A 20,250-nucleotide genomic window follows, 5' to 3' on the forward strand; every position below is an offset into this window, starting at 1 on the left:
ATAGCGGGCACGACGCAATCGGGTGAGCGAGGCGCGCAGTTGGTCAGCGACAATTCGGCATCGCCGTCATCCGCCCGGCGGCTGGCAGCGCGTTGGCGCGCCGGCCTTATGCGCAATGCAGCCGTTCTAACGGCGGCGCTCGGCGCGATCCTACTGCTTGCGCTGTTGGCCGGCCGGCCCTTGCTCGGCATCGGTCTCATAGTCGCGGTTTTGACTGTTGCGTTCGCTGGGTCGCGCCCGGCAGCGACGAGACGAACGGCCCCACCCGCACAGAAACTGCCTGCCCCGTCGTCCGCCGATGCCGGACGCCTGAGCGCGGCCGAGCTTTCCGAGGCGATCGGCGATCCGCTGATCCTGTGCAACGCCCTGGGTGTAGTGATGTCTGCCAACCGGGCCGCATCCGCCGCGTTTGGACAGTTCATGCCCGGCGACCTCATCGCGCTTCGCTTCAGAAGCCCGGAAATGCAGGCACTGATCGACTCGGCGCTTCGCGGCGCGCCGTCAGCGGCCATCGAGCATGCCGAGCGCGTGCCGATCGAGCGCAGCTTCAAGGTCGGTGCCACGATGGTCGGCGGCGACGGCCGGTTCGCCCTTTTCTTCCGCGACCAGAGCGAAACGCGGCGCATCGACAGGATGCGGGCCGACTTCATCGCCAATGCGAGCCACGAGTTGAGGACGCCGCTCGCATCGATCTCGGGGTTCATCGAAACGCTGGCCGGGCCTGCGAAGAACGATCCTCAGGCACGCGAGCGGTTCCTCGCCATCATGCAGAACCAGACAGGGCGAATGGCGCGGCTGATCGACGATCTCCTGTCGCTGTCCCGGCTCGAAATGAAGCCGCTGGCCGGCGCCGAATCGCGTGTCGATCTCGGCGATCTCGCCCGGCAGGTTACGGTTTCGCTCAGTCAGATGATCAGGGAAAACGGCATGGTTCTCGCGCTCGACCTGAAGGACGCGCCAGTTCCGATCGTCGCCAATCCGGACGAGATCGTACAGGTTCTGGAAAATCTCATCGAAAATGCCTGCAAATACGGCCAGTCGGGCAAGCGCCTCGACATTTCGCTGTCGACCGAACGAGACGAAGCGTCGTTGACGGTGCGCGATCATGGGCCGGGCATACCGACCGAGCATATTCCGCGTCTGACGGAGCGCTTCTACCGGGTTGACGTGGAGACCAGCCGCGCACAGAAGGGAACGGGACTGGGGCTTGCCATCGTGAAGCACATCTTGTCGCGTCATCAGGGTCGGCTGACCATCCGTTCCGCACCGGGCGAAGGCGCATCCTTCACCATCCATCTGCCGCTCGCAGAAGACAGCCAGACATGATCCGCGCCCTTGCTATTTTTCTCGCTGCTCTGGTTGTCGCAACGCCGGCCGTTGCGCAAAATGCGCAGATTCCGGGCTTCTGGGACACGCGCGAAAGACTTGAGCGCCCGCAAATTACCAATCTGCCGCGCCTGCGCTTCCTGACGACGGTCGATTTTCCACCATTCAACATGCTGGACGCCGACGGACAGCTTGTCGGCCTCCATGTCGAACTCGCGCGCGACATCTGCCGTCAACTGGCACTCGACGCCGTCTGCCAGATTCAGGCGCTGCCCTGGGACGAACTCATTCCGGCGCTGGAAAACGGCGAGGGAGAGGCCATCATCGCCGGACTTGCACCGACGATCGAATTGCGCGAGCAACTGGCGTTCTCGCGAGCCTATCTCAAATTCCCGGCGCGGTTCGTGGGTGCGCGGTCGTCGTCCCTGGCGGAGCCGATCTACCGTTCTGTCGCCGGCAAGCGCATCGGCGTCGTTCGCGGCTCGACCCATGAAGCGATGCTGCGCGACCTCTTCCCCGACGCGCAGCCCGTCGTCTTTTCGCGTTTCGAGGCCATGACCGCGAGTTTGCAGGCGGGCGAGATCGATGCTGCTTTTTCCGACGGGATGCAGCTCGCGTTCTGGCTGAACGGGGATGAACGCGGCGATTGCTGCGACTTTGCCGGCGGCCCCTACCTCGTACCCGAATACACCGGACAGGGACTTACGATCGCCGTCGAACTCGACAATGTCGCTCTGGCCAAGGCGATCGATGCTGCGCTGCGCGAGATCGACGCCAGCGGGCGGTTCGCCGAACTTTACCTGCGCTATTTCCCGGTAAGCTTTTTCTAAAAGCTCTTGTTTTTAGGCATGTCTTTACCCCGAAACCGGTTCCCACTTTCGGGAGACATGCGCTAGAACCGATGCCGGATCGCAGCCGCGCGCTCGATGGCGGCAGCGGCGAGCACATCCAGCCCGAAGCGCGCCTTGAGGATATCGAGAATGCGGTCTTCCTCGGCGCGAAGGGTCCGATCGGCGGCGGCGATATCTACCGCCAGCGCGTAACCGGTTTCGCGAAACTCCGGGCTCAGCGCATCGCGGATCCGGCCGAGCACGGATTCGAAGCCGCCATCTTCGGCCAGTTCCCTCTGGCAGTTCTGCGCGACGAACAGCGTTTGCGCCTGATCGAAGCCTCGAAACACCGGCAAGGTGCGCACGATCGCGCCGATGCGCGCCAGTTCCTCGTCACCCATGTCGCGGTCCGAGGCCGACATGATCACCATCAGGTAGACGAGCGCTTCCTGCGCCGACAGTTTCGTCATGGCCGAATATTCTCCTTTTCGATGCCCGCGACACTTAGGAACGGCAGAGCGCCCCTGCAACGAAAAGAGCGAGGCTGATTGACGCTTGGCGCGCGCGCGCATAGACCATGCCTGCCCGCAGCCTGCGGGTTTCCCAGAAACGGACCAACGAAGTCATGGCGACCACAGGATCGAACGCACTCCATTTGACCCCGGAAATTCTCGCAGCCGCACAGGGATCCAAAGCCTGGCCGTTCGAGGAAGCGCGCAAGATCCTCAAACGCTACGAGGGCAAAGACTGGCCGGAAACGATCCTGTTCGAGACGGGCTACGGGCCGTCCGGCCTGCCGCATATCGGCACATTCGGCGAGGTCGCGCGCACGACGATGGTGCGGCACGCCTTCCGTATCCTGACCGAAGACCAGGTGCCGACGAAGCTCCTGTGCTTCTCCGACGACATGGACGGGATGCGCAAGATTCCCGACAATGTGCCCGATCGCAGCGCGCTCGAGCCATACCTGCACATGCCGCTGACGGTGGTTCCGAACCCGTTCGGCGGCGACTTCACGAGCTTCGGCGACCATAACAATGCGATGCTGTGCCGCTTCCTCGACGCGTTCCGCTTCGACTACGAATTCGCCAGCGCGGCGGAGTATTACAAATCCGGCAAGCTCGACGCGATCCTGAAGCGGGTCGCTGAGCGCTACGACGACATCATGGCGATCATGCTGCCGACGCTGGGCGAGGAACGCCGCGCGACCTATTCGCCCTTCCTGCCGATCTCGCCGAAGAGCGGCCGCGTTCTCTATGTGCCGATGAAGAAGGTGGACGCTGAAAACGCGACCATCACCTTCGACGACGAGGACGGCGAGGAAACGACCCTGTCCGTCACCGGCGGCAAGGTGAAGTTGCAGTGGAAGCCGGATTTCGGCGCGCGCTGGGCAGCCCTCGGCGTCGATTTCGAAATGTTCGGCAAGGATCATGGTCCAAACATGGGCGTCTATGACGCGATCTGCGAAGCGCTTGGAGGCCGTGCACCGGAGCATTTCGTCTACGAACTCTTCCTCGACGAGAACGGCCAGAAGATATCGAAGTCCAAGGGCAACGGGCTGACCATCGACGAATGGCTGACCTATGCGCCGACGGAGAGCCTCGCGCTCTACATGTTCCAACGCCCCCGGCAGGCCAAGAAACTCTATTTCGACGTCATCCCGCGCGCGGTGGACGAATACTACCAGTTCCTCGCCGCCTATCCGCGTCAGGACTGGAAAGAGCGCCTCGGCAATCCGGTCTGGCACATTCATGACGGCAACCCGCCGCAGGTCGATCTGCCGGTGTCCTTCGCGCTGCTGCTCAACCTCGTTTCAGCGTCCAATGCCCATGACAAGGCGGTGCTGTGGGGTTTCATCTCGCGTCATGCTGAGGGCGTGACGCCCGAGAGCCATCCCGAACTCGACCGGCTCGTCGGCTACGCGATCCGCTATTTCGACGATTTCGTGAAGCCTTCGAAAGTGTTCCGCGCCCCCGACGAAGACGAACGCACGGCGCTTGCAGCCCTTTCGGAAAGGCTCGGCACATTGCCGGCCGGCGCGGATGGCGAAGCGATCCAGAACGCCGCGCTCGACGTGGCGCGCGGGATCGAGCGCTATCAGGATCACAAGAAGCAGAGCCCGACGGGCGGCCCCGGCGTGTCCGTCACCTTCTTCCAGATGATCTATCAGGTTCTGATCGGGCAGGAACGCGGTCCGCGCTTCGGCTCGTTCGCCGCGCTTTACGGCATCGACAACACCCGTGCCCTCATCGACAAGGCGCTCAAGGGCAAACTGAAATAATCAGTTCCCGGCGGGCGCGGCGTGGATGCCGCGCCGCGCGTCGAGCGCTTCGCGCTGCTGCTCCTCATACGGCCCGCCGGCAACCGCCCTCGCCCAGCCCTGGCTCACCAGCCACGAGGCGGGGTCGGCATTGCCGATCATGCAGCGACTGACCACTGTTTCCTCGCCGGGCATGCCTGGCACCGTGCAGGAAATCGACCGGCCACGAAGATAGTTGCGAAACGCCGTGCGGGCGTAAACCCCGCAGGGCCAGCTTCGCCCACTGCGCTCACACGCCTCCTGCGGTGAGACGACCTCGATCCCTTCCAGTGCGACGCGATGACCCTGCGCCTCGAACGCGCCGGCAGCGATCACGACCGGACGATGCAGCAGTGTTTCGCGTGGCGGACGTGTCGCCGGGTCCTCTGGCGCGCCGAGCGAAGACAACGGTTCGCGCGGGGCGATGCGCTCGAACTCTGTGATAGGCGCTTGTGGCGCGGTCACGTCTGGAACCGGCTGCGGGGTCGTCGGCGCGGCAGGTTCCTCGATCTGCTGCGTCTCTTCAGGCGGAAATTCTGTTTCCGGCATAGGGATCGCCATACGTTGGCTTTGCCCCCAACCGAACACGACCGCACTGACGAAAACAATGCCGCCGATGCCTGTGAGAAGGCCGGCAAGGCGCATTTTACTGGCTCGCCCAGACGATGCGCGCAATCCAGACGATGTCGTCGGCCGGAACCGTACGGTCCGGGTGGTCGGGGTTGAGCGACTGCAACTCAACGACCTTGCTGGTCTTGCGGGCGAGTATCTTGGCCGTCACCTCCCCCGTCGTCGTCTTGGCGACGACGCGGTCGCCTTTTCGCAACTGTGCCGCCGGATCGACGATCACCACGTCGCCGTCGCGGTAGAGCGGCAACATGGAATCGCCCTGCACCTGCAAGGCATAGGCGCCCTCGCCCGCCCCGGCCGGCAAAGGCACCTCGTCCCAACCATGGCCCGCCGGAAAGCCGGCATCGTCGAAATAACCACCGGCGCCCGCCTGCGCAAACCCCAGAAGAGGCACCGTGGCGGTGTCCCTGCGCTTCACCAGATCGAAGAAGTCGTCAAGCGACGCACCGGTCGCATCCATGATCTTGGCGATCGATTCCGTCGAGGGCCAGCGCGGACGGCCATCGGCCGATTGCCGTTTGGACTTGTTGAACGCCGTCGAATCCAGTCCCGCGCGCTTTGCGAGACCGGACGCCGAAAGCGCATTGCGCGCGGCAAGCGCGTCTATGGCGGCCCATACCTTTTCGTGCGACAGCATGATCGCCTTCGGCAAGAGGAAAAAATACCTTCGAAACTTAACGCGCCCGCGTTGCGGTGTCCACCATCAAGAGGTGAACGGTTCACGCTTCGTCTGAAGCATGCGATCGAGGAGATCGAGGAGATCCTGCCCCCAGAACGGCTCGCCCCGATACACATAGACCGGCGCGCCCACCGCATCGCCATTGGCCGCATCACGCGTGTTCGCCTGCCGGACTTTTTCGGCCCGGGGGCTTTGCGCGAAATCTATCAGCGGCTGCGCGTCTTGGCCCTCGGTTTCGAGATAGGCGGCGAGTTGCGCCGCGTCGGCGATGTTCTCCTCGTTTTCCCACACGCCGCGATGCGCGCGCCAGACGAAGCCTGCCGGATCGCGCCCCGCCTCGACCAGCGCGATGGCGACCTTGTCGGCCAGCGCCGAATCGACCGGAAAATGTTTCGGCTTCAGATTGAGCGGCAGACCGCGCCATTCGGCAAAGCGCTGGAGTTCGACGCGGCGGTAGCGCTGGCGCAAAGGCGTGCGCTCCCCTAGCGGAACCGAGCCGGAATTCGCCCATACGCCCCTGATATCGATCGGCCGGTAGCGGATTTCCGCGCCATGCCGCGCGGCCAGGTCGAGAAACGCCTTGTGGCCGAGATAGGCATAGGGTGAGGAACAGATGAAGTAGTAATCGATGGTGGGGGTCATAGTTTTTGTCGTTCGCTTTCACGGGCGTGATGAAGAATACGCGCGATCTCGATCGCGCTTTCCGTCACGCGATAATAGACGACGTATGGCGGCATGGTGGCCTTGCGCATGTCGATGAATTTGATCGAGGCTACAGCCGGTCCCATGAACGGGCGAGCGCGGATGAGATCCACAAGGTGATCGAATTGCTGGAAAAGACTGATCGCTGCTTGGGGATTTCTTTGAGCCAGATAGCGAGCGGCATTGTCGAGGTCGTCTCGTGCCGCCGGCGCGACGAAGATATCAAGCTCCATAGCGTCGCTTCAAGTCCGCCATCACTTCAGCAAGGGGCAAGCCTTCACCACGATCGAGTTGCTCTACTCCGATCGCCAGTTCGTCCTGCAGGGCGAGGATGCGGTGAACGGCATGCAACAGGTCCTCTCCCAGTTTCTCCTGAACGGCTGCCGGTAACTTGGCGGCATCTTTCACGGCCAGTTCGAGCTTTGTCATGTTACGCTCCTTCCTTCGAGGGCGCTTAATTCAACCCGTCTTCGCCAGTTCCCGCAAGCCCTGATGAGAGGCAAGGAAAGTATCTTCCTCAGGGATGAGCGGACGCGGGGTCGCGTCGATTCCGAGGCCGGCGATGACCTCGTCCATCGGCACGAAACGCTTGTTGCGGCGGTCGTAGACGCCGGCCGTGGTCATGATGACGGCCGCCGTCTGGCCGTCTTCGAGCAGGAAGCGGTGCCGGCCGATAAGTTGCCGGTCGGTCCATGTCTCGGCCGTGGAGACGACCTCGAAACGCTTCCACAGTTTGATCTCGCGGACATAAACCGATTGCAGGCCGCCCATCATCGGCCCCCAGCCCTTCTCGCGCGCGAGTTTCAGGAATCCCAACCGCAGAAAGATGTCGACGCGGCCGACATCGGCCAGCATCATATAACGCGCATTGTTCAGATGCATGTTGCGGTCGATGTCCGACGGCAGGCAGCGGAAATGCAGCCGACTTTCGTCGCCCGGCCTGAACGGTCCGCGCGATTTCGCCGTCGCCACCATGCGCGCAAGACGCCCCCAGACATACATCGCAATCCCCCGCATTTGTTTTACCGCAATCTCGGACGGAAAACGCTTCGCACTTTTCCTGAAATTGCTCAAAGAAAAGACCGGGCGAATGAACCGCCCGGCCGATTGTCGTCTCAAAGCGGATCAGGCCGCCTGCTTTTTGCTGTACGGGTCGAAGCGCTGGTAGAAGGTTTCGCCCTTGGCGGCCATGTCCTTCAACAGCTTCGGCACGTCGAACTCCTTGCCGTATTTGCCACCGAGCTTTTCGGCCAGCGCAACGAAGGTCTTCACGCCCATGCCGTCAATGTAGGACAGAGCGCCGCCGGTATAGGGCGCGAAGCCGAAGGCGAGGATCGAGCCGACATCGGCTTCGCGCGGGTCGGTGACGATGCCCTCTTCCATCACGCGCGCCGCTTCCAGCGCGATGACGACGAGGAAGCGCTGCTTCAACTCCTCGACATCGATGCTGTCGGCATCCTGCTGCTTGTAGAGCGTCTTCAACTCCGGCCACAGGTGCTTCTTGGCAGGCTTGGCCGGGTAGTCATAGAAGCCCTTGCCGTTCTTGCGGCCCTGGCGTCCATGCGTGTCGACCATGGTGTTGATGAGCTCGAACTGCTTGGGATCGACGGCCGCCTCACCCATGTCGCGGATCGTCTGCTTCATGATCTTTTGCGCAAGGTCGATCGCCGTTTCGTCGGTGAGCGCGAGCGGGCCGACCGGCATGCCGGCCATCTTTGCAGCATTCTCGATCATGGCCGGGGGCACGCCCTCGATCAGCATCTTGAACGCTTCCGACATGTAGCGCAGCACGCAGCGGTTGACGTAGAAGCCGCGCGTGTCGTTGACGACGATCGGCGTCTTCTTGATCGCGCGGACATAGTCGATCGCGGTGGCGAGCGCCTTGTCCTCGGTCTTTTCGCCGAGGATGATCTCGACGAGCATCATCTTGTCGACCGGCGAGAAGAAGTGGATGCCGATGAACTTGTCGGGACGCTTCGAGTTCTTCGCCAGGCCCGAGATCGGGATGGTCGAGGTGTTGGAGGCGAAGATCGCGCCGTCTGCAATGACCGCCTCGGTCTTCTCGGTCGCGCTTTTCTTGACTTCCGAATCCTCGAACACGGCCTCGATGACGAGGTCGCAGCCGTCGAGCTGCGCATAGTCGTCGGTCGGCGTGATCAGCGAGAGGAGCTTTTCCTTCTCGTCCTCGGTGGCGCGGCCCTTCTTGATCGCACCGTCCATCAGGCCGGCCGAATGCGCCTTGCCCTTTTCGGCAGAAGCCGTGTCGCGGTCGAGAAGCACGACCGGAATGCCCGCCTTGGCGGTGACGAAGGCAATGCCCGCGCCCATGAAGCCTGCGCCGAGAACGCCGATCTTGGAGAACTTCGTCGGTTTGACGCCTTCGGGGCGGCGCGCGCCCTTGTTCAGTTCCTGCAACGAGATGAACAGCGAGCGGATCATCATGGCCGCTTCGGTCGAGCGCAGGATTTCCGTGAAATAGCGCTGCTCGATCTTGAGTGCGGTGTCGAACGGCACCAGCAGCCCCTCATAGGCGCATTTCAGGATCGCGGCGGCGTTCGGATAATTGCCGTAGGTCTCGCGGCGCAGGATGGCAATCGCCGGGGGCCACAAATTCGCGCCCGCCGCCGAGTAGACCGGTCCGCCGGGAAGCTTGAAGCCCTTTTCGTCCCATGGTTGGACCGGCTTGAGGCCGTTCTTTATCAGGCCTTTGGCGGTTTCGATCAGCTTGTCGGGCGCGGCGATCTCGTGGATCAGATTCATGCCCTTCGCCTTTTTCGGCGACAGGTTCTGGCCCGAAGTCAGCATCTGGAGGGCAGACTGAGGATCGGCAAGGCGCGGGACGCGCTGCGTGCCGCCTGCGCCGGGGAAGATGCCGACCTTCACTTCGGGCAGGGCCATCTTGACCTTGGCGCTGTCGGCAGCGACGCGGCCATGGCAGGCGAGCGAAAGCTCGAACGCGCCGCCCATGCAGACGCCGTTGATCGCCGAAACCCAAGGCTTGCCGCAGGTTTCCAGCTTGCGCCACAGCCAGGACATGCGACCCGCGCCGTCGAACAGCATCTTCATGGCGGCTTCGGGATCGTTCGCCTGCTCCTTCTGGAAGATACCGAGCATCTTGTTGAGCATGGTGAGGTCCGCGCCACCGGAGAAAGTATCCTTGCCTGAGGTGATGACCGCGCCCTTGACCGCGTCGTCGGCGACGACCTGATCGATGATCTTGTCGAGCTCGTCCATCACCTCTTCGGTGAAGACGTTCATCGAGCGGTCGGGCATGTCCCAGGTGACGAGCGCGATGCCGTCCGCATCGGTTTCGACGGTGAAGTTCTTGTAGTCAGCCATTTTTTATCTCCTCCGTCCGCTCACACGCGCTCGATGATCGTTGCGGTGCCCATGCCCGCGCCAATGCACAAGGTCACGAGAGCCGTATTGAGATCGCGGCGCTCCAGTTCGTCCAGCACCGTGCCGAAGATCATCGCGCCGGTCGCACCCAGCGGGTGACCCATGGCGATCGCGCCGCCATTCACGTTGATCTTGTCGTGCGGAATGTCGAATGCCTGCATGTAGCGCAGGACGACCGAGGCGAAAGCTTCGTTGAGCTCGAACAGGTCAATGTCCGACAGTTGCATGCCGGCGCGCTCGAGCAGCTTTTCCGTCACATCGACAGGGCCGGTCAGCATGATCGCCGGCTCGGAGCCGATATTGGTGAAGGCCTTGATGCGCGCGCGCGGCTTCGCACCGATCTTCGCGCCGCCTTCCTTCGAGCCGAGCAGCACGGCCGCCGCGCCATCGACGATGCCGGACGAATTGCCCGCATGGTGCACATGGTTGATCGCTTCGACTTCCGGATGACGCTGGATGGCGACGGCGTTGAAGCCGCCCATCTCACCGGGCATGACGAAGGACGGGTTGAGCGAGGCCAGCGACTGCATGTCGGTCGACGGACGCATGTGCTCGTCATGGTCGAGGATGGTCAGGCCGTTCTGGTCCTTGATCGGCACGACCGAGTTCTTGAACCAGCCCTTCTCCCAGGCATTGGCCGCGCGCTTCTGGCTTTCGACCGCGTAGGCGTCCACATCGTCGCGCGAGAAGCCGTATTTCGTCGCGATCAGATCGGCCGAAACACCCTGCGGCACGAAATAGCCCGGCAGGCCGACCGAGGGGTCCATGAACCAGGCGCCGCCCGACATACCCATGCCGACGCGGCTCATCGATTCCACGCCGCCCGCGATGACGAGTTCGTCCGAACCGCCGGCGATCTTGGCTGCGCCAAGATTGATGGCGTCGAGGCCCGACGCACAAAAGCGCGAGAGTTGGATGCCGGGGGCCTTATTGTCGTAGCGCGCCTCGAACGCGGCCGAGCGCGGGATGACCGAACCCGCTTCACCTACAGGATCGACGCAGCCGAAAATAATGTCGTCGACATTGGCGGTGTTGATGTTGTTGCGGTCGCGCACGGCTTCCAGAACCTTTGCGCCGAGGCGCACGGCCGGCACTTCATGCAGCGAGCCGTCCTTCTTGCCGCGGCCGCGCGGCGTGCGCACGGCGTCATAGACGAATACGTCGGTCATCTGTTTCTCCTCTGATTCTCAGAATCGGTGTCGATCGTCACTTCGGTCGTGACCGAATTGGCGATAAAGCAGGCCTCGTGCGCCTTGTGATGAAGTTCATCCAGCGTCGCCGCCTCGGCGTCGCTGTCGACTATCGGGCGCAGCGTCACATGGGTGATCGCGATGCGGCCCTTGTCGTTCTTGCCCATCAAGCCTTCTGCCTGATCGCGATAGCTGTAGATGGTGACGCCCGCGCGACGGGCGAAATCCAGAAACCAGAGCATGTGGCAGGCAGACAGCGATGCCACGAACATCTCTTCAGGATCGACCGCCGCCCCGTCCGACCACGGTGCCGGCACGACACCCGGAGAAGGCGAGCCGGGGATCTCAGCGCCGCCGTCAAAACGGATCGTGTGGGCGCGCGAGTAGCGGCCCGCGAGGAAATCATCCTCGGCGCGCGCGGTCCAGGTTACGTCTGCGATATGCTTCGACATGTCTTCCTTAAAGGCTTCGGGCGATCAGGAGTTTCATGATTTCGTTCGTACCGCCGTAAATTCGCTGGACGCGCGCGTCGCGGAACATGCGGGCGATCGGATATTCGTTCATATAGCCATAGCCGCCGAAGAGTTGCAGGCATTCGTCGACGATCTTGTTCTGGAGGTCCGACAGCCAGTACTTCGCCATCGAAGCCGTGACGGGGTCCAGCCCGCCATTGATATGGCGCGTGACGCAATCATTGTAGAAGACGCGGCCGATGGTCGCCTCGGTCTTGAGTTCGGCCAGCTTGAACTGCGTGTTCTGGAAATCGATGACCGCCTTACCGAACGCCTTGCGCTCCTTGACGTAATCGATCGTCAGCGCCAGCGCCCGCTCGATCATGGCGATCGCGCCAGTGCCGATCTGCAACCGTTCCTGCGGCAATTGCTGCATCAACTGGATGAAGCCCTGCCCTTCCTCGGTGCCGAGCAGGTTCGAGGTCGGCACGCGAACGTCGTTGAAGAAGAGCTCGGACGTGTCGTTGGATTTCAGGCCGATCTTGTCGAGGTTTCGGCCGCGCTCGAAGCCCTCGACCTCGTCGGTCTCGACCACGATCAGCGACGTACCTTTCGCGCCCGCCGCCGGGTCTGTCTTGGTCACGACGATGACGAGATTGGCAAGCTGGCCGTTGGTTATGAACGTCTTGGAGCCGTTGATCCGGTAGTGGTTGCCGTCCTTCTCCGCGCGCGTCTTGACGCCCTGAAGGTCGGAGCCCGCGCCCGGCTCGGTCATGGCGATCGCGCCTATGAGTTCGCCGGTCGCCATCTTGGGCAGCCATTTCTTCTTCTGCTCCTCGGAGCCGTAGTGAAGGATGTAGGGGGCGACGATGGAATTGTGCAGCGAAATGCCGAACCCGTCGACGCCGACATGGCCGATCGCTTCGATGATCGCGCTCTCATGCGCGAAGGTGCCGCCCGAGCCGCCATATTCTTCCGGCATGGAGGCGCACAAAAGCCCGGCTTCGCCGGCCTTGCGCCAGCTTTCGCGGTCGAACATTTCGTTCTTCTCGAATTCCTCGTAGCGCGGCGCGATTTCGGCATCGAGAAACTTCTCGGCCATGTCGTAGAGCATGGCGACATCATCGCCGGCCCATTCGGGTTTCGGCAGACCGAGAATGCTTGAAGGGTGGGCGGTCATTCGGCAGCTCCGGATCGTTGGAGAGGTCGGCGCTCTGTCGCGCTCCCCTCTGGCCTGCCGGCCATCTCTCCCGCGAGGGGGGAGATCACGCAATGTCGGCGACGAGAATAATCTTCCCACTTGAGGGGGAGATGGCCGGCAGGCCAGAGGGGGGCAACATAGAGCACGGTCTTCGAAATCCGATACTGGCCGCTAGAATGCGTCTTGCGCAAGAGCCATCATTGAATCCGAGCCCGTCGAAATGCGCGCAAGATGTGCGGCGCTTTCCGGCATCACACGCTCGAAGTAGAAGCGTGCCGTCGCGATCTTGTTGTCGCAGAACTCGGACGAACCGTTCGCGCCTGCCGCAAGTTTGTCCTGCGCCGTCTTCGCCATCATGCCCCACATGTAGCCGAGCGACACGAGGCCGAAGAGGTGCATGTAGTCGGTCGACGCCGCGCCGGCATTGTCCGGCTTGCCCATGGCGTTCTGCATCAGCCACATGGTCGCGGCCTGCAGGTCGTTGAGACCCTTCTTCAGCGACTTCGTGAATGGGGCGAGCTTTTCGTCGTTACGATTTTCCTCGCAGAACGCGCCGACCTCGGCGAAGAAGGCCTGCACCGCACGGCCGCCATTGGCGCCGAGCTTGCGGCCGACGAGATCGAGCGCCTGAATGCCGTTCGCGCCTTCATAGATCTGCGCGATGCGGGCGTCGCGCACGAACTGGCTCATGCCCCATTCCTCGATATAGCCGTGGCCGCCATAGACCTGCTGCGCCATCACGGCATTGTCGAAGCCCTTGTCGGTCAGCACGCCCTTGATGACCGGCGTCATCAGGCTCATGTGGTCCTCGGCCTGCTGGCGCGCCTTCTCGTCATCCGAGCGATGCGCGACGTCCGACTTCAGCGCGGTCCACAGGATCAGCGCGCGGCCGGCCTCGTTGATGGCGCGCATGGTCATCAGCTTGCGGCGGATATCCGGGTGGACGATGATCGGATCGGCCTTCTTTTCCGGCTCCTTCGCACCCGAAAGCGAGCGGCCCTGCAGACGATCCTTCGCGTAGGTCACGGCGTTCTGATAGGCGATCTCGGAGATCGAAAGGCCCTGAAGGCCGACGCCGAGACGCGCCTCGTTCATCATGACGAACATGGCTTTCAAGCCGCCATGCTCCTGCCCGATGAGATAGCCCTCGGCCTCGTCGTAATTCATGACGCAGGTGGCGTTGCCGTGGATGCCCATCTTCTCCTCGATGGAGCCGCAGGACACGCCATTCTTCTCGCTTGGATTGCCATCGGCATCGAGTTTGAACTTCGGCACGATGAAGAGCGAAATGCCCTTTACGCCTTCCGGTGCGCCGTCGATGCGGGCCAGCACCAGATGGATGATGTTGTCCGACATATCGTGCTCGCCGGCCGAGATGAAAATCTTCTGGCCGGAAATCTTGTAGCTGCCATTCCCGTTCGGCACGGCGCGCGAGCGCAGGAGCCCGAGATCGGTGCCGCAATGCGGCTCAGTCAGGTTCATCGTGCCGGTCCACACGCCATCGACCATCTTCGGGACGTAGGTCTGCTTCTGTTCTTCGGAACCATGCGCCAGGATCGCGGCGACCGCCCCCTGCGTCAGGCCGGGATACATCATCAGCGCCATGTTGGCGGAGGACATGTATTCGCCGACCGCCGAGTGAACCGTATAGGGAAGCCCCTGCCCGCCATATTCGGCCGGCACGGCAAGACCCATCCAGCCGCCCTCGCGATACTGACCGTAGGCTTCCTTAAAGCCCTTCGGCGTCGTCACGGATGCGTCACTGTTTCGGGTGCAGCCTTCCTCGTCGCCGACGCGGTTCAGCGGGTGCAGCACGTTTTCGGCGAACTTGGCGCCTTCCTCGAGAATGGCTTCCAGAACGTCCGGCGTCGCATCGGCGAAACCGGCGAGGTTGCCGTAGCGCTCATATCCAAGAACGTCGTTGAGAACGAAGAGCGTGTCCGCGACGGGTGCCTTATAGGTCGGCATGGAAATCCTCCGAAAGAAGCTTTGGAACCCCTTTGATCGGACACGGCCGACGGGGCACTTGGTCGGAGGTGCTTTTATCAAACTTTGACGTTTGCGTAAACGTCAAAGTTTTTGAACCGCTTACGCAACGCAAAAGGCCGGCGACGAGGCCGGCCTTTCATCAAATTCGTTCAGCGGTTTCGCGCTCAGGCGGCGTTGCGCTGGCGCTCTTCCACGACGGAGCGGATGCCTTCGCGCATCTCTTCCAATTCCTGGATGGCGGCGTCGAGCTGGCGGCGCTGCTCTTCCAGGCGGCCGATCTGGCGCTCGGATTTGTCGAGGACGAAGCGATACTGGCGCATATTGGTGCCCGACGGATCGTAGAGATCCATCATCTGCTTGATCTCGCGCAGCGAGAAGCCGACGCGCGTGCCGAAGGTGATGAGCTTCAGGCGGGACAGGTCTCGCGCCGAATAAAGGCGCGTCATTCCCTCGCGCTTGGGCTGTATCAACCCCTTGTCTTCGTAAAAGCGCAGGGTACGCAGCGAAACGTCGAACATCTTGGCAACGTCGCCGATGCGCATGAGGTCGTTCTGATCTTCGGAAGCACTGTAAAAAGAGGCCGTGTCCGAGCCAGCCGGCATGGTGGTCATGTCAGTTCCCGTGATTTGATTCGAAACAGAATGTCGCGAGACTTTGTGGCGAGGCGAGGACGCCCCTGAAAAGTCGAAGGCCGCCTTCCGTAAGGCGACGGCATGGGGCGCGCATATAATCTGCGGCGCGCGATGCCGCAAGTGCGAAACGCACGCCTGCGCCACTTTGCGCACAGTCCTTACACGCCGGTAAGCTTGGTTAACGGCTTGTTTACCATGTGTGGGGAATGGTGACGCTCAACGATTCACCGTGATTTCAATCGTATCTCGTTCCTCACGGGTTCGACCAACCGGCGACCGGCGTCGCCGTGTTGTCAATGCATTCCGGCCGAGGGGGCCGGCGGAGGCAACGAGCGTCAGATGACCATCAAGCAAGCTTATCTCGATGCGTTGAACAGCGGCCGACGGCGCCGGCCCACGACCTCGATCGATGACCTGAACAGAACGCTCGCCGCGCTGGAAACGCACATAACGCAGCGCGGGGATGCGGATGACGTTCCGGCAGCAGGGATGGCTTCCGAACGCCTTGCGGCCGAATTCGAAACGCAGCGCCAGCGCGAGGAAAGCATCGAGGCCGCAGGCTCGATCGCCGGTGAGCTGAAGCTTTTGCGCGACGACCTCAACGCAAAGATCGCGGCCGGGATCGAGCGCGAATTCGCCGCCGTAAAATCGCAGATCGAGGATGCGCGCGCCGCACCGGCGGCCTGCCGCGCGGACGAATTGTCGGGCGAAGTCGAGCGGCTCGGCGGCATGATCGATGCGCTTGCCGCACGCGGCAGCGAGGACAATGCTGCGCGGCTTCAGGCCGAGATGGAAACGATCCGTCAGACATTGGCGGAGCTGGCGCGCGAATCGACCCTGAAATCTGTCGAAAAGCGCTGGGACGAGCTCGACCGCCGGCTCGATGCCTTCACCGGCGCGGAACCGGAACTGATCAAGGCGATCCAGGCACGACTGGAAGAGATAAGCACGAGCGTCGCCACGCTGCCGGAACCAGGCGCGATGCACGCGCTCGACGACAAGCTGAAAATCCTCACCGCCGCGATGGACCGCTTCGCGCAGAAGGAAGGCCCGCTCGGCGACGGGGCGCTGACGCTCATTGACGAACGCCTCGACGAGATTTCCCGTGCGATCGCCGCGTCGGCAGGCGCAGGGCGCGGCCTGATCGTCGACGGCAAGCCCTTCGAGCGAATCGAGGCACGCATCGGCTCGCTCGCCAAGCAGATCGAGGAACTTGTCGAGGATCGCCCCGCTGCCGATATCGGCGAGCAGATCGCCGCCATGAGCCGGCGCATCGACGAAATCGCCGAACGCGAAACGCTGCCCGCCGAGACGGTGATGCGCCTTGCCGAGCAGATGACCCTCATCGCCGGGAAGGTCGACGCGATACCGCCCTCGCCCGACCTCTCGGAGATTTTCACCGGCGTCGAAAAACGTTTTGCCGCTTTCTCGCAGATCATCGACGAACGCAACGAGGGAGATTCGAGCCGCAGCACGCAGCTTTTTGAAGAACTGGACCAGCGCCTGACCGCGCTCACCGAGCGCCTCGAGGCCGTTCAGGCCGGTCAGTCCACCGATGCGCTGATGGCGGCGATGGACGAGCGGTTCGCAAGCTTCGCGGGCACGTTCGAAATCCGTCTCGACGGCATCTCGCAACGGCTGGAAACGACGACGGCGACGCTCGCGGCGATCGATCCGGATCTGGTGCGCAGCCTTGAAACGCAGGTCAAGAACCTGTCCGAAACCATCCAGAGCCCATCGCATGCCGGCGGCGAATTCGAGGATGTGGCTCCGCGCCTGCAACGGCTCGAACAGATCATCGCGGACAATCACGCCGTCGTTCTCGACGCGGCACGCAGCGCCGCCGAAGACGCGGTCCGCTCGATCGGCACCTCGCCCGCGCGCGACAACGACGTCGTGCAGGGTCTCGCCGACGATCTGCGGGCGCTCGAAAACCTCGCGCGCCGCTCCGATGAGCGCAACACCAAGACGTTCGAGGCGATCCACGACACGCTCCTGAAGATCGTCGAGCGCCTCGGCGCCATGGAGCATGACGGCGTCGACGAGGAACCTGCCCGGCTGGGTATCGCGTCCGCACCGACCATGCAGGCCGATGTCGACGATCTGGCGCTCGATGCGGATCAGGCGGAAGGCGCAACTCCGCCGTCGATCACGCGCGAACCGCTGACGGCCCGTCAGGCCGCGCGTCAGGCCGTGGAGGCCACGAAGGCGGGTCGCGCCGGTCAGTCGACCGAGACGCGCTCCATGATCGCGCGCGTCCTCGGTCGCAAGGCTAAAAACAAGCCGGAATCCGGCATCCCGGACAGTTCGGCCGCCATCGCGCCGCTTCTCGACCTCGATGCGCCGATCGACCCGGCGCTTGCCAACCAGCCGATCGAGCCGGGCCAGGGCTCGCCCGACCTCAACGCGATCATGCGCCGGGTCCGCGACGAGCGTGAGACGCCCCATAAGGACGAAAAGCCTGCCGGCGACGGCGCCAAGGCCGACTTCATCGCGGCCGCACGACGGGCGGCGCAGGCAGCGGCGGCGGAAGCCGAAAACCTCAAATCGAACCGCTCCGGCGACGGACCGCAGCGTTTCAGCCTGTCGAAGCTTCTCAAGTCCAGAAACCGCGCATTGACGATGGGCGTCGTTGCGGTGTCGCTGGCACTCGCGGGCCTTCAGGCCGGCAGAACGTTGACCGCCGAGGACGCCATCGCGAGCGTCAATCCGGTCGAGCCTGCGGATCTTCAGACCGTAACAGAGACTGAGCCGGCCGCTGCGGAACCTGTCGCTACAAGCGTCGCAACGCCGCCGCCGGCACCCGCGAAGGCCGACGTCAAGGCATCGACCGCAAGACCCGGTCCAACTCTGGCGGCGTTGCCGCAAAATACCGGTCCGCTCGCCGCACCTTCTGCCCCGAAGCCAGCCGCGAGCCTTCTGGACTCCGACATATCCGAGCCTGTCGCCGACGAACCCGCGGCCGCGCCGCCGACGGTTCCGCAGGAAGCAGGCAATGCCGCTCTTCGCGCAGCAGCCGAGGCGGGCGACCCGAAGGCGTTTTTCGAGATCGGCAACCGTTACGCCGAAGGGCGCGGCGTCGCCGAAGATCTGAGCACCGCGGCGGTCTGGTACGAACACGCGGCCGAGACCGGCTTTGCACCCGCCCAGTACCGGCTCGCCAACATGCTCGAAAAGGCAACCGGGGTTGAACGCGACATTCCCCGCGCCATGGAGCTTTACGAGGAAGCCGCCGCCAAGGGCAATTCCAGCGCCATGCACAATCTGGCCGTCCTTCAGGCGATGGGCGCGAACGGACGGGCGGACAATGCCGCCGCCGCGCGCAATTTTTCGAGGGCCGCCGAACTCGGCATCCGCGACAGCCAGTTCAATCTGGCGATTCTGGCGGCGAAGGGCGTCGGCATGAGCCAGGATTTGGTCGCCGCCTATAAATGGCTGGCGATCGTGGCAGCGTCCGGCGATACCGACGCTGCGGCCAAACGCGACGAGATCGCCGCGCTTCTCTCGGAGACGGACCTCGAAAAGGCCAGAAAGACGGTCGATCTGTGGACGCCGAAGGCGACGGATCCCGAAGCCAATGTCGTCTCGATCCCTGCCGCGTGGGGCGAGGATATGCAGACGACCGCGAGCATCGACATGGGAGAGGCCGTCAAGCGGGTGCAGGCGATTCTCAACGCCAACGGCTATGATGCAGGCGCGGCCGACGGCATCATCGGCGCGCGCACCGTCTCGGCCATTTCCGCCTTCCAGAAAGACAATAAGATGCAACCGACCGGGCGGATCGACGAACCGCTCGTGCGTGCCCTTCTGGCTCTTTCCTAGGCCGTTCTTCCGGTCATTTCGCGCAATCTCCGCCCGTCGTTAACGGCGGGCGCATTTTTTCATGCGATTGTCGATCCTGCGGTTTGACTTCGCCTCATTCAAAGCGCAAGAACGACCATGCCGCGACCCTGAAATCCAAGGGAAATTTCCTTCCCGAAGCCTGAGAGATAAGCCGGTGGGCATCTATCTCCCGATCGCCGAACTGTCCGTAAACATGCTGGTTATTCTCGGCATGGGATGGGCGGTCGGATTCCTGTCGGGCATGTTCGGCGTCGGCGGCGGATTCCTGATCACGCCGCTCCTCATCTTCTACAATATCCCGCCCGCAATCGCGGTCGCGACCGGTGCAAATCAGGTCGTCGCGTCTTCCGTTTCAGGCGTGCTGGCGCATGTGAAAAAGGGCACGCTCGACTTCAAGCTGGGCACGGTGCTGCTGACCGGCGGCATTTTCGGATCGACGATCGGCGTCTTCGTGTTCTCGCTTTTGCGGAATGTCGGGCAGCTCGATCTGGTCGTGTCGCTGCTCTATGTCGGCCTGCTCGGCACCGTCGGCGGGCTAATGCTGATGGAGAGTGTGCGCGCATGGCGGCGCGCGGCCGGCGGACAGGCGCCATCCTTGCGCAAGCCCGGCCAGCACAACTGGATTCACCGCCTGCCGCTGAAGATGCGCTTTCGCACCTCCAAGCTCTTCGTCAGTGTCATTCCGGTGATCGGCCTGGGCGCGGGCATCGGCTTTCTCGCCTCGATCATGGGCGTTGGCGGCGGGTTCATCATGGTGCCGGCTCTGATTTATCTGTTGAAGGTGCCGACCAACGTCGTCATCGGCACCTCGCTGTTCCAGATCATCTTCGTCGCCGCCTATACGACGATCGTGCATGCGGCGACCAACCAGACGGTCGACATCGTCCTTGCCTTCCTGCTGATGGTAGGCGGCGTCGCCGGCGCGCAATACGGTGCGAAGGCGGGGCAAAGGCTGCGCGGCGAGCAATTGCGCGCTCTGCTCGCCCTGATGGTCCTGATGGTCGCTGGCCGTCTTGCCGTCGATCTCTTCGTGCCGCCGGCGAGCCCCTATTCGCTGGCGACGATGGGAGGGCTTTGA

General features: G+C 63.0%; 18 protein-coding genes. 5 read left to right on the plus strand and 13 right to left on the minus strand.

Annotation, left to right across the window (positions count from 1 at the left end):
* The first annotated feature begins 39 nt into the window (after window positions 1–39).
* Together GTW25_RS02255 and GTW25_RS02260 are read left to right on the plus strand one after the other, a co-directional pair.
* Window positions 40–1,326, plus strand: coding sequence for an ATP-binding protein (locus tag GTW25_RS02255; RefSeq protein WP_252910351.1), 1,287 nt, complete (start codon window positions 40–42; stop codon window positions 1,324–1,326).
* Window positions 1,323–2,156, plus strand: a complete 834-nt coding sequence (locus GTW25_RS02260; protein WP_252910352.1) for a transporter substrate-binding domain-containing protein — start codon at window positions 1,323–1,325, stop codon at window positions 2,154–2,156. The genes GTW25_RS02255 and GTW25_RS02260 overlap by 4 nt, the downstream gene beginning before the upstream one ends.
* Window positions 2,157–2,218: 62 nt before the next feature.
* On the opposite strand, the gene GTW25_RS02265 is transcribed toward GTW25_RS02260, so the two are convergent.
* The gene (locus GTW25_RS02265; protein ID WP_252910353.1) at window positions 2,219–2,626 is read right to left on the minus strand and encodes a tellurite resistance TerB family protein; all 408 of its coding nucleotides are present in this window, start codon (window positions 2,624–2,626) and stop codon (window positions 2,219–2,221) included.
* A gap of 155 nt (window positions 2,627–2,781) precedes the next feature.
* Here GTW25_RS02265 and GTW25_RS02270 point away from each other — a divergent pair, with 155 nt between their 5' ends.
* Window positions 2,782–4,437: a lysine--tRNA ligase gene (locus GTW25_RS02270; protein ID WP_252910354.1), complete on the plus strand. Its 1,656-nt coding sequence runs from the start codon at window positions 2,782–2,784 to the stop codon at window positions 4,435–4,437.
* Here the strand turns inward: GTW25_RS02270 and GTW25_RS02275 are convergent, their stop codons facing one another.
* From GTW25_RS02275 to GTW25_RS02330, 12 genes are all read right to left on the minus strand, one after another.
* Window positions 4,438–5,004, minus strand: coding sequence for a thermonuclease family protein (locus GTW25_RS02275; RefSeq protein ID WP_252910355.1), 567 nt, complete (start codon window positions 5,002–5,004; stop codon window positions 4,438–4,440).
* A 97-nt stretch (window positions 5,005–5,101) separates the two neighbouring features.
* On the minus strand, window positions 5,102–5,722 hold the full coding sequence (locus GTW25_RS02280) for a LexA family transcriptional regulator (protein WP_252910356.1): 621 nt from the start codon (window positions 5,720–5,722) through the stop codon (window positions 5,102–5,104).
* Window positions 5,723–5,788: 66 nt separating this feature from the next.
* The gene (locus tag GTW25_RS02285; RefSeq protein WP_252910357.1) at window positions 5,789–6,406 is read right to left on the minus strand and encodes a 2-hydroxychromene-2-carboxylate isomerase; all 618 of its coding nucleotides are present in this window, start codon (window positions 6,404–6,406) and stop codon (window positions 5,789–5,791) included.
* Window positions 6,403–6,699 (minus strand): type II toxin-antitoxin system RelE/ParE family toxin, encoded by a 297-nt coding sequence (locus GTW25_RS02290; protein ID WP_252910358.1) that lies wholly within the window; start codon window positions 6,697–6,699, stop codon window positions 6,403–6,405. The genes GTW25_RS02285 and GTW25_RS02290 overlap by 4 nt, the downstream gene beginning before the upstream one ends.
* Entirely contained in the window at window positions 6,689–6,895 is a 207-nt protein-coding gene (locus GTW25_RS02295) for a hypothetical protein (protein ID WP_252910359.1), read from the minus strand. Before GTW25_RS02295 ends, GTW25_RS02290 begins: the two co-directional genes overlap by 11 nt.
* A gap of 30 nt (window positions 6,896–6,925) precedes the next feature.
* Complete coding sequence (locus GTW25_RS02300) at window positions 6,926–7,468, minus strand: thioesterase family protein (RefSeq protein ID WP_252910681.1); 543 nt, start codon at window positions 7,466–7,468, stop codon at window positions 6,926–6,928.
* Window positions 7,469–7,591: 123 nt separating this feature from the next.
* Window positions 7,592–9,805, minus strand: a complete 2,214-nt coding sequence (locus GTW25_RS02305; protein WP_252910360.1) for a 3-hydroxyacyl-CoA dehydrogenase NAD-binding domain-containing protein — start codon at window positions 9,803–9,805, stop codon at window positions 7,592–7,594.
* Between the two features lie 20 nt (window positions 9,806–9,825).
* On the minus strand, window positions 9,826–11,034 hold the full coding sequence (locus GTW25_RS02310; protein WP_252910361.1) for an acetyl-CoA C-acetyltransferase: 1,209 nt from the start codon (window positions 11,032–11,034) through the stop codon (window positions 9,826–9,828).
* Entirely contained in the window at window positions 11,031–11,507 is a 477-nt protein-coding gene (locus GTW25_RS02315) for an OsmC family protein (protein ID WP_252910362.1), read from the minus strand. The genes GTW25_RS02310 and GTW25_RS02315 overlap by 4 nt, the downstream gene beginning before the upstream one ends.
* Before the next feature lie 7 nt (window positions 11,508–11,514).
* On the minus strand, window positions 11,515–12,687 hold the full coding sequence (locus GTW25_RS02320; protein WP_252910363.1) for an acyl-CoA dehydrogenase family protein: 1,173 nt from the start codon (window positions 12,685–12,687) through the stop codon (window positions 11,515–11,517).
* Between the two features lie 192 nt (window positions 12,688–12,879).
* A complete protein-coding gene (locus GTW25_RS02325; protein ID WP_252910364.1) occupies window positions 12,880–14,676 on the minus strand; it encodes an acyl-CoA dehydrogenase C-terminal domain-containing protein in 1,797 nt (598 codons plus the stop codon).
* A 185-nt stretch (window positions 14,677–14,861) separates the two neighbouring features.
* Window positions 14,862–15,308 (minus strand): MerR family transcriptional regulator, encoded by a 447-nt coding sequence (locus GTW25_RS02330; RefSeq protein WP_308206219.1) that lies wholly within the window; start codon window positions 15,306–15,308, stop codon window positions 14,862–14,864.
* A gap of 360 nt (window positions 15,309–15,668) precedes the next feature.
* Here GTW25_RS02330 and GTW25_RS02335 point away from each other — a divergent pair, with 360 nt between their 5' ends.
* Together GTW25_RS02335 and GTW25_RS02340 are read left to right on the plus strand one after the other, a co-directional pair.
* Window positions 15,669–19,151 carry a peptidoglycan-binding protein gene (locus GTW25_RS02335; protein ID WP_252910365.1) on the plus strand — a complete coding sequence of 1,161 codons (3,483 nt, stop codon included), beginning with the start codon at window positions 15,669–15,671 and terminating at the stop codon, window positions 19,149–19,151.
* A 175-nt stretch (window positions 19,152–19,326) separates the two neighbouring features.
* Window positions 19,327–20,250, plus strand: coding sequence for a sulfite exporter TauE/SafE family protein (locus GTW25_RS02340; RefSeq protein WP_252910366.1), 924 nt, complete (start codon window positions 19,327–19,329; stop codon window positions 20,248–20,250).

The organism is Aliihoeflea aestuarii (genome assembly GCF_024105665.1).
GTDB classification, from domain to species: Bacteria; Pseudomonadota; Alphaproteobacteria; order Rhizobiales; family Rhizobiaceae; genus Aliihoeflea; species Aliihoeflea aestuarii.

What these genes read in the sequence shown, in the direction of transcription:
- GTW25_RS02260 (WP_252910352.1), top strand. Translation starts at nt 1,323, where the DNA reads ATGATCCGCGCCCTTGCTATTTTTCTCGCTGCTCTGGTTGTCGCAACG.
- GTW25_RS02265 (WP_252910353.1), bottom strand. Translation starts at nt 2,626, where the DNA reads ATGACGAAACTGTCGGCGCAGGAAGCGCTCGTCTACCTGATGGTGATC.
- GTW25_RS02270 (WP_252910354.1), top strand. Translation starts at nt 2,782, where the DNA reads ATGGCGACCACAGGATCGAACGCACTCCATTTGACCCCGGAAATTCTC.
- GTW25_RS02275 (WP_252910355.1), bottom strand. Translation starts at nt 5,004, where the DNA reads ATGCCGGAAACAGAATTTCCGCCTGAAGAGACGCAGCAGATCGAGGAA.
- GTW25_RS02280 (WP_252910356.1), bottom strand. Translation starts at nt 5,722, where the DNA reads ATGCTGTCGCACGAAAAGGTATGGGCCGCCATAGACGCGCTTGCCGCG.
- GTW25_RS02285 (WP_252910357.1), bottom strand. Translation starts at nt 6,406, where the DNA reads ATGACCCCCACCATCGATTACTACTTCATCTGTTCCTCACCCTATGCC.
- GTW25_RS02290 (WP_252910358.1), bottom strand. Translation starts at nt 6,699, where the DNA reads ATGGAGCTTGATATCTTCGTCGCGCCGGCGGCACGAGACGACCTCGAC.
- GTW25_RS02295 (WP_252910359.1), bottom strand. Translation starts at nt 6,895, where the DNA reads ATGACAAAGCTCGAACTGGCCGTGAAAGATGCCGCCAAGTTACCGGCA.
- GTW25_RS02300 (WP_252910681.1), bottom strand. Translation starts at nt 7,468, where the DNA reads ATGTATGTCTGGGGGCGTCTTGCGCGCATGGTGGCGACGGCGAAATCG.
- GTW25_RS02305 (WP_252910360.1), bottom strand. Translation starts at nt 9,805, where the DNA reads ATGGCTGACTACAAGAACTTCACCGTCGAAACCGATGCGGACGGCATC.
- GTW25_RS02310 (WP_252910361.1), bottom strand. Translation starts at nt 11,034, where the DNA reads ATGACCGACGTATTCGTCTATGACGCCGTGCGCACGCCGCGCGGCCGC.
- GTW25_RS02315 (WP_252910362.1), bottom strand. Translation starts at nt 11,507, where the DNA reads ATGTCGAAGCATATCGCAGACGTAACCTGGACCGCGCGCGCCGAGGAT.
- GTW25_RS02320 (WP_252910363.1), bottom strand. Translation starts at nt 12,687, where the DNA reads ATGACCGCCCACCCTTCAAGCATTCTCGGTCTGCCGAAACCCGAATGG.
- GTW25_RS02325 (WP_252910364.1), bottom strand. Translation starts at nt 14,676, where the DNA reads ATGCCGACCTATAAGGCACCCGTCGCGGACACGCTCTTCGTTCTCAAC.
- GTW25_RS02330 (WP_308206219.1), bottom strand. Translation starts at nt 15,308, where the DNA reads ATGACCACCATGCCGGCTGGCTCGGACACGGCCTCTTTTTACAGTGCT.
- GTW25_RS02335 (WP_252910365.1), top strand. Translation starts at nt 15,669, where the DNA reads ATGACCATCAAGCAAGCTTATCTCGATGCGTTGAACAGCGGCCGACGG.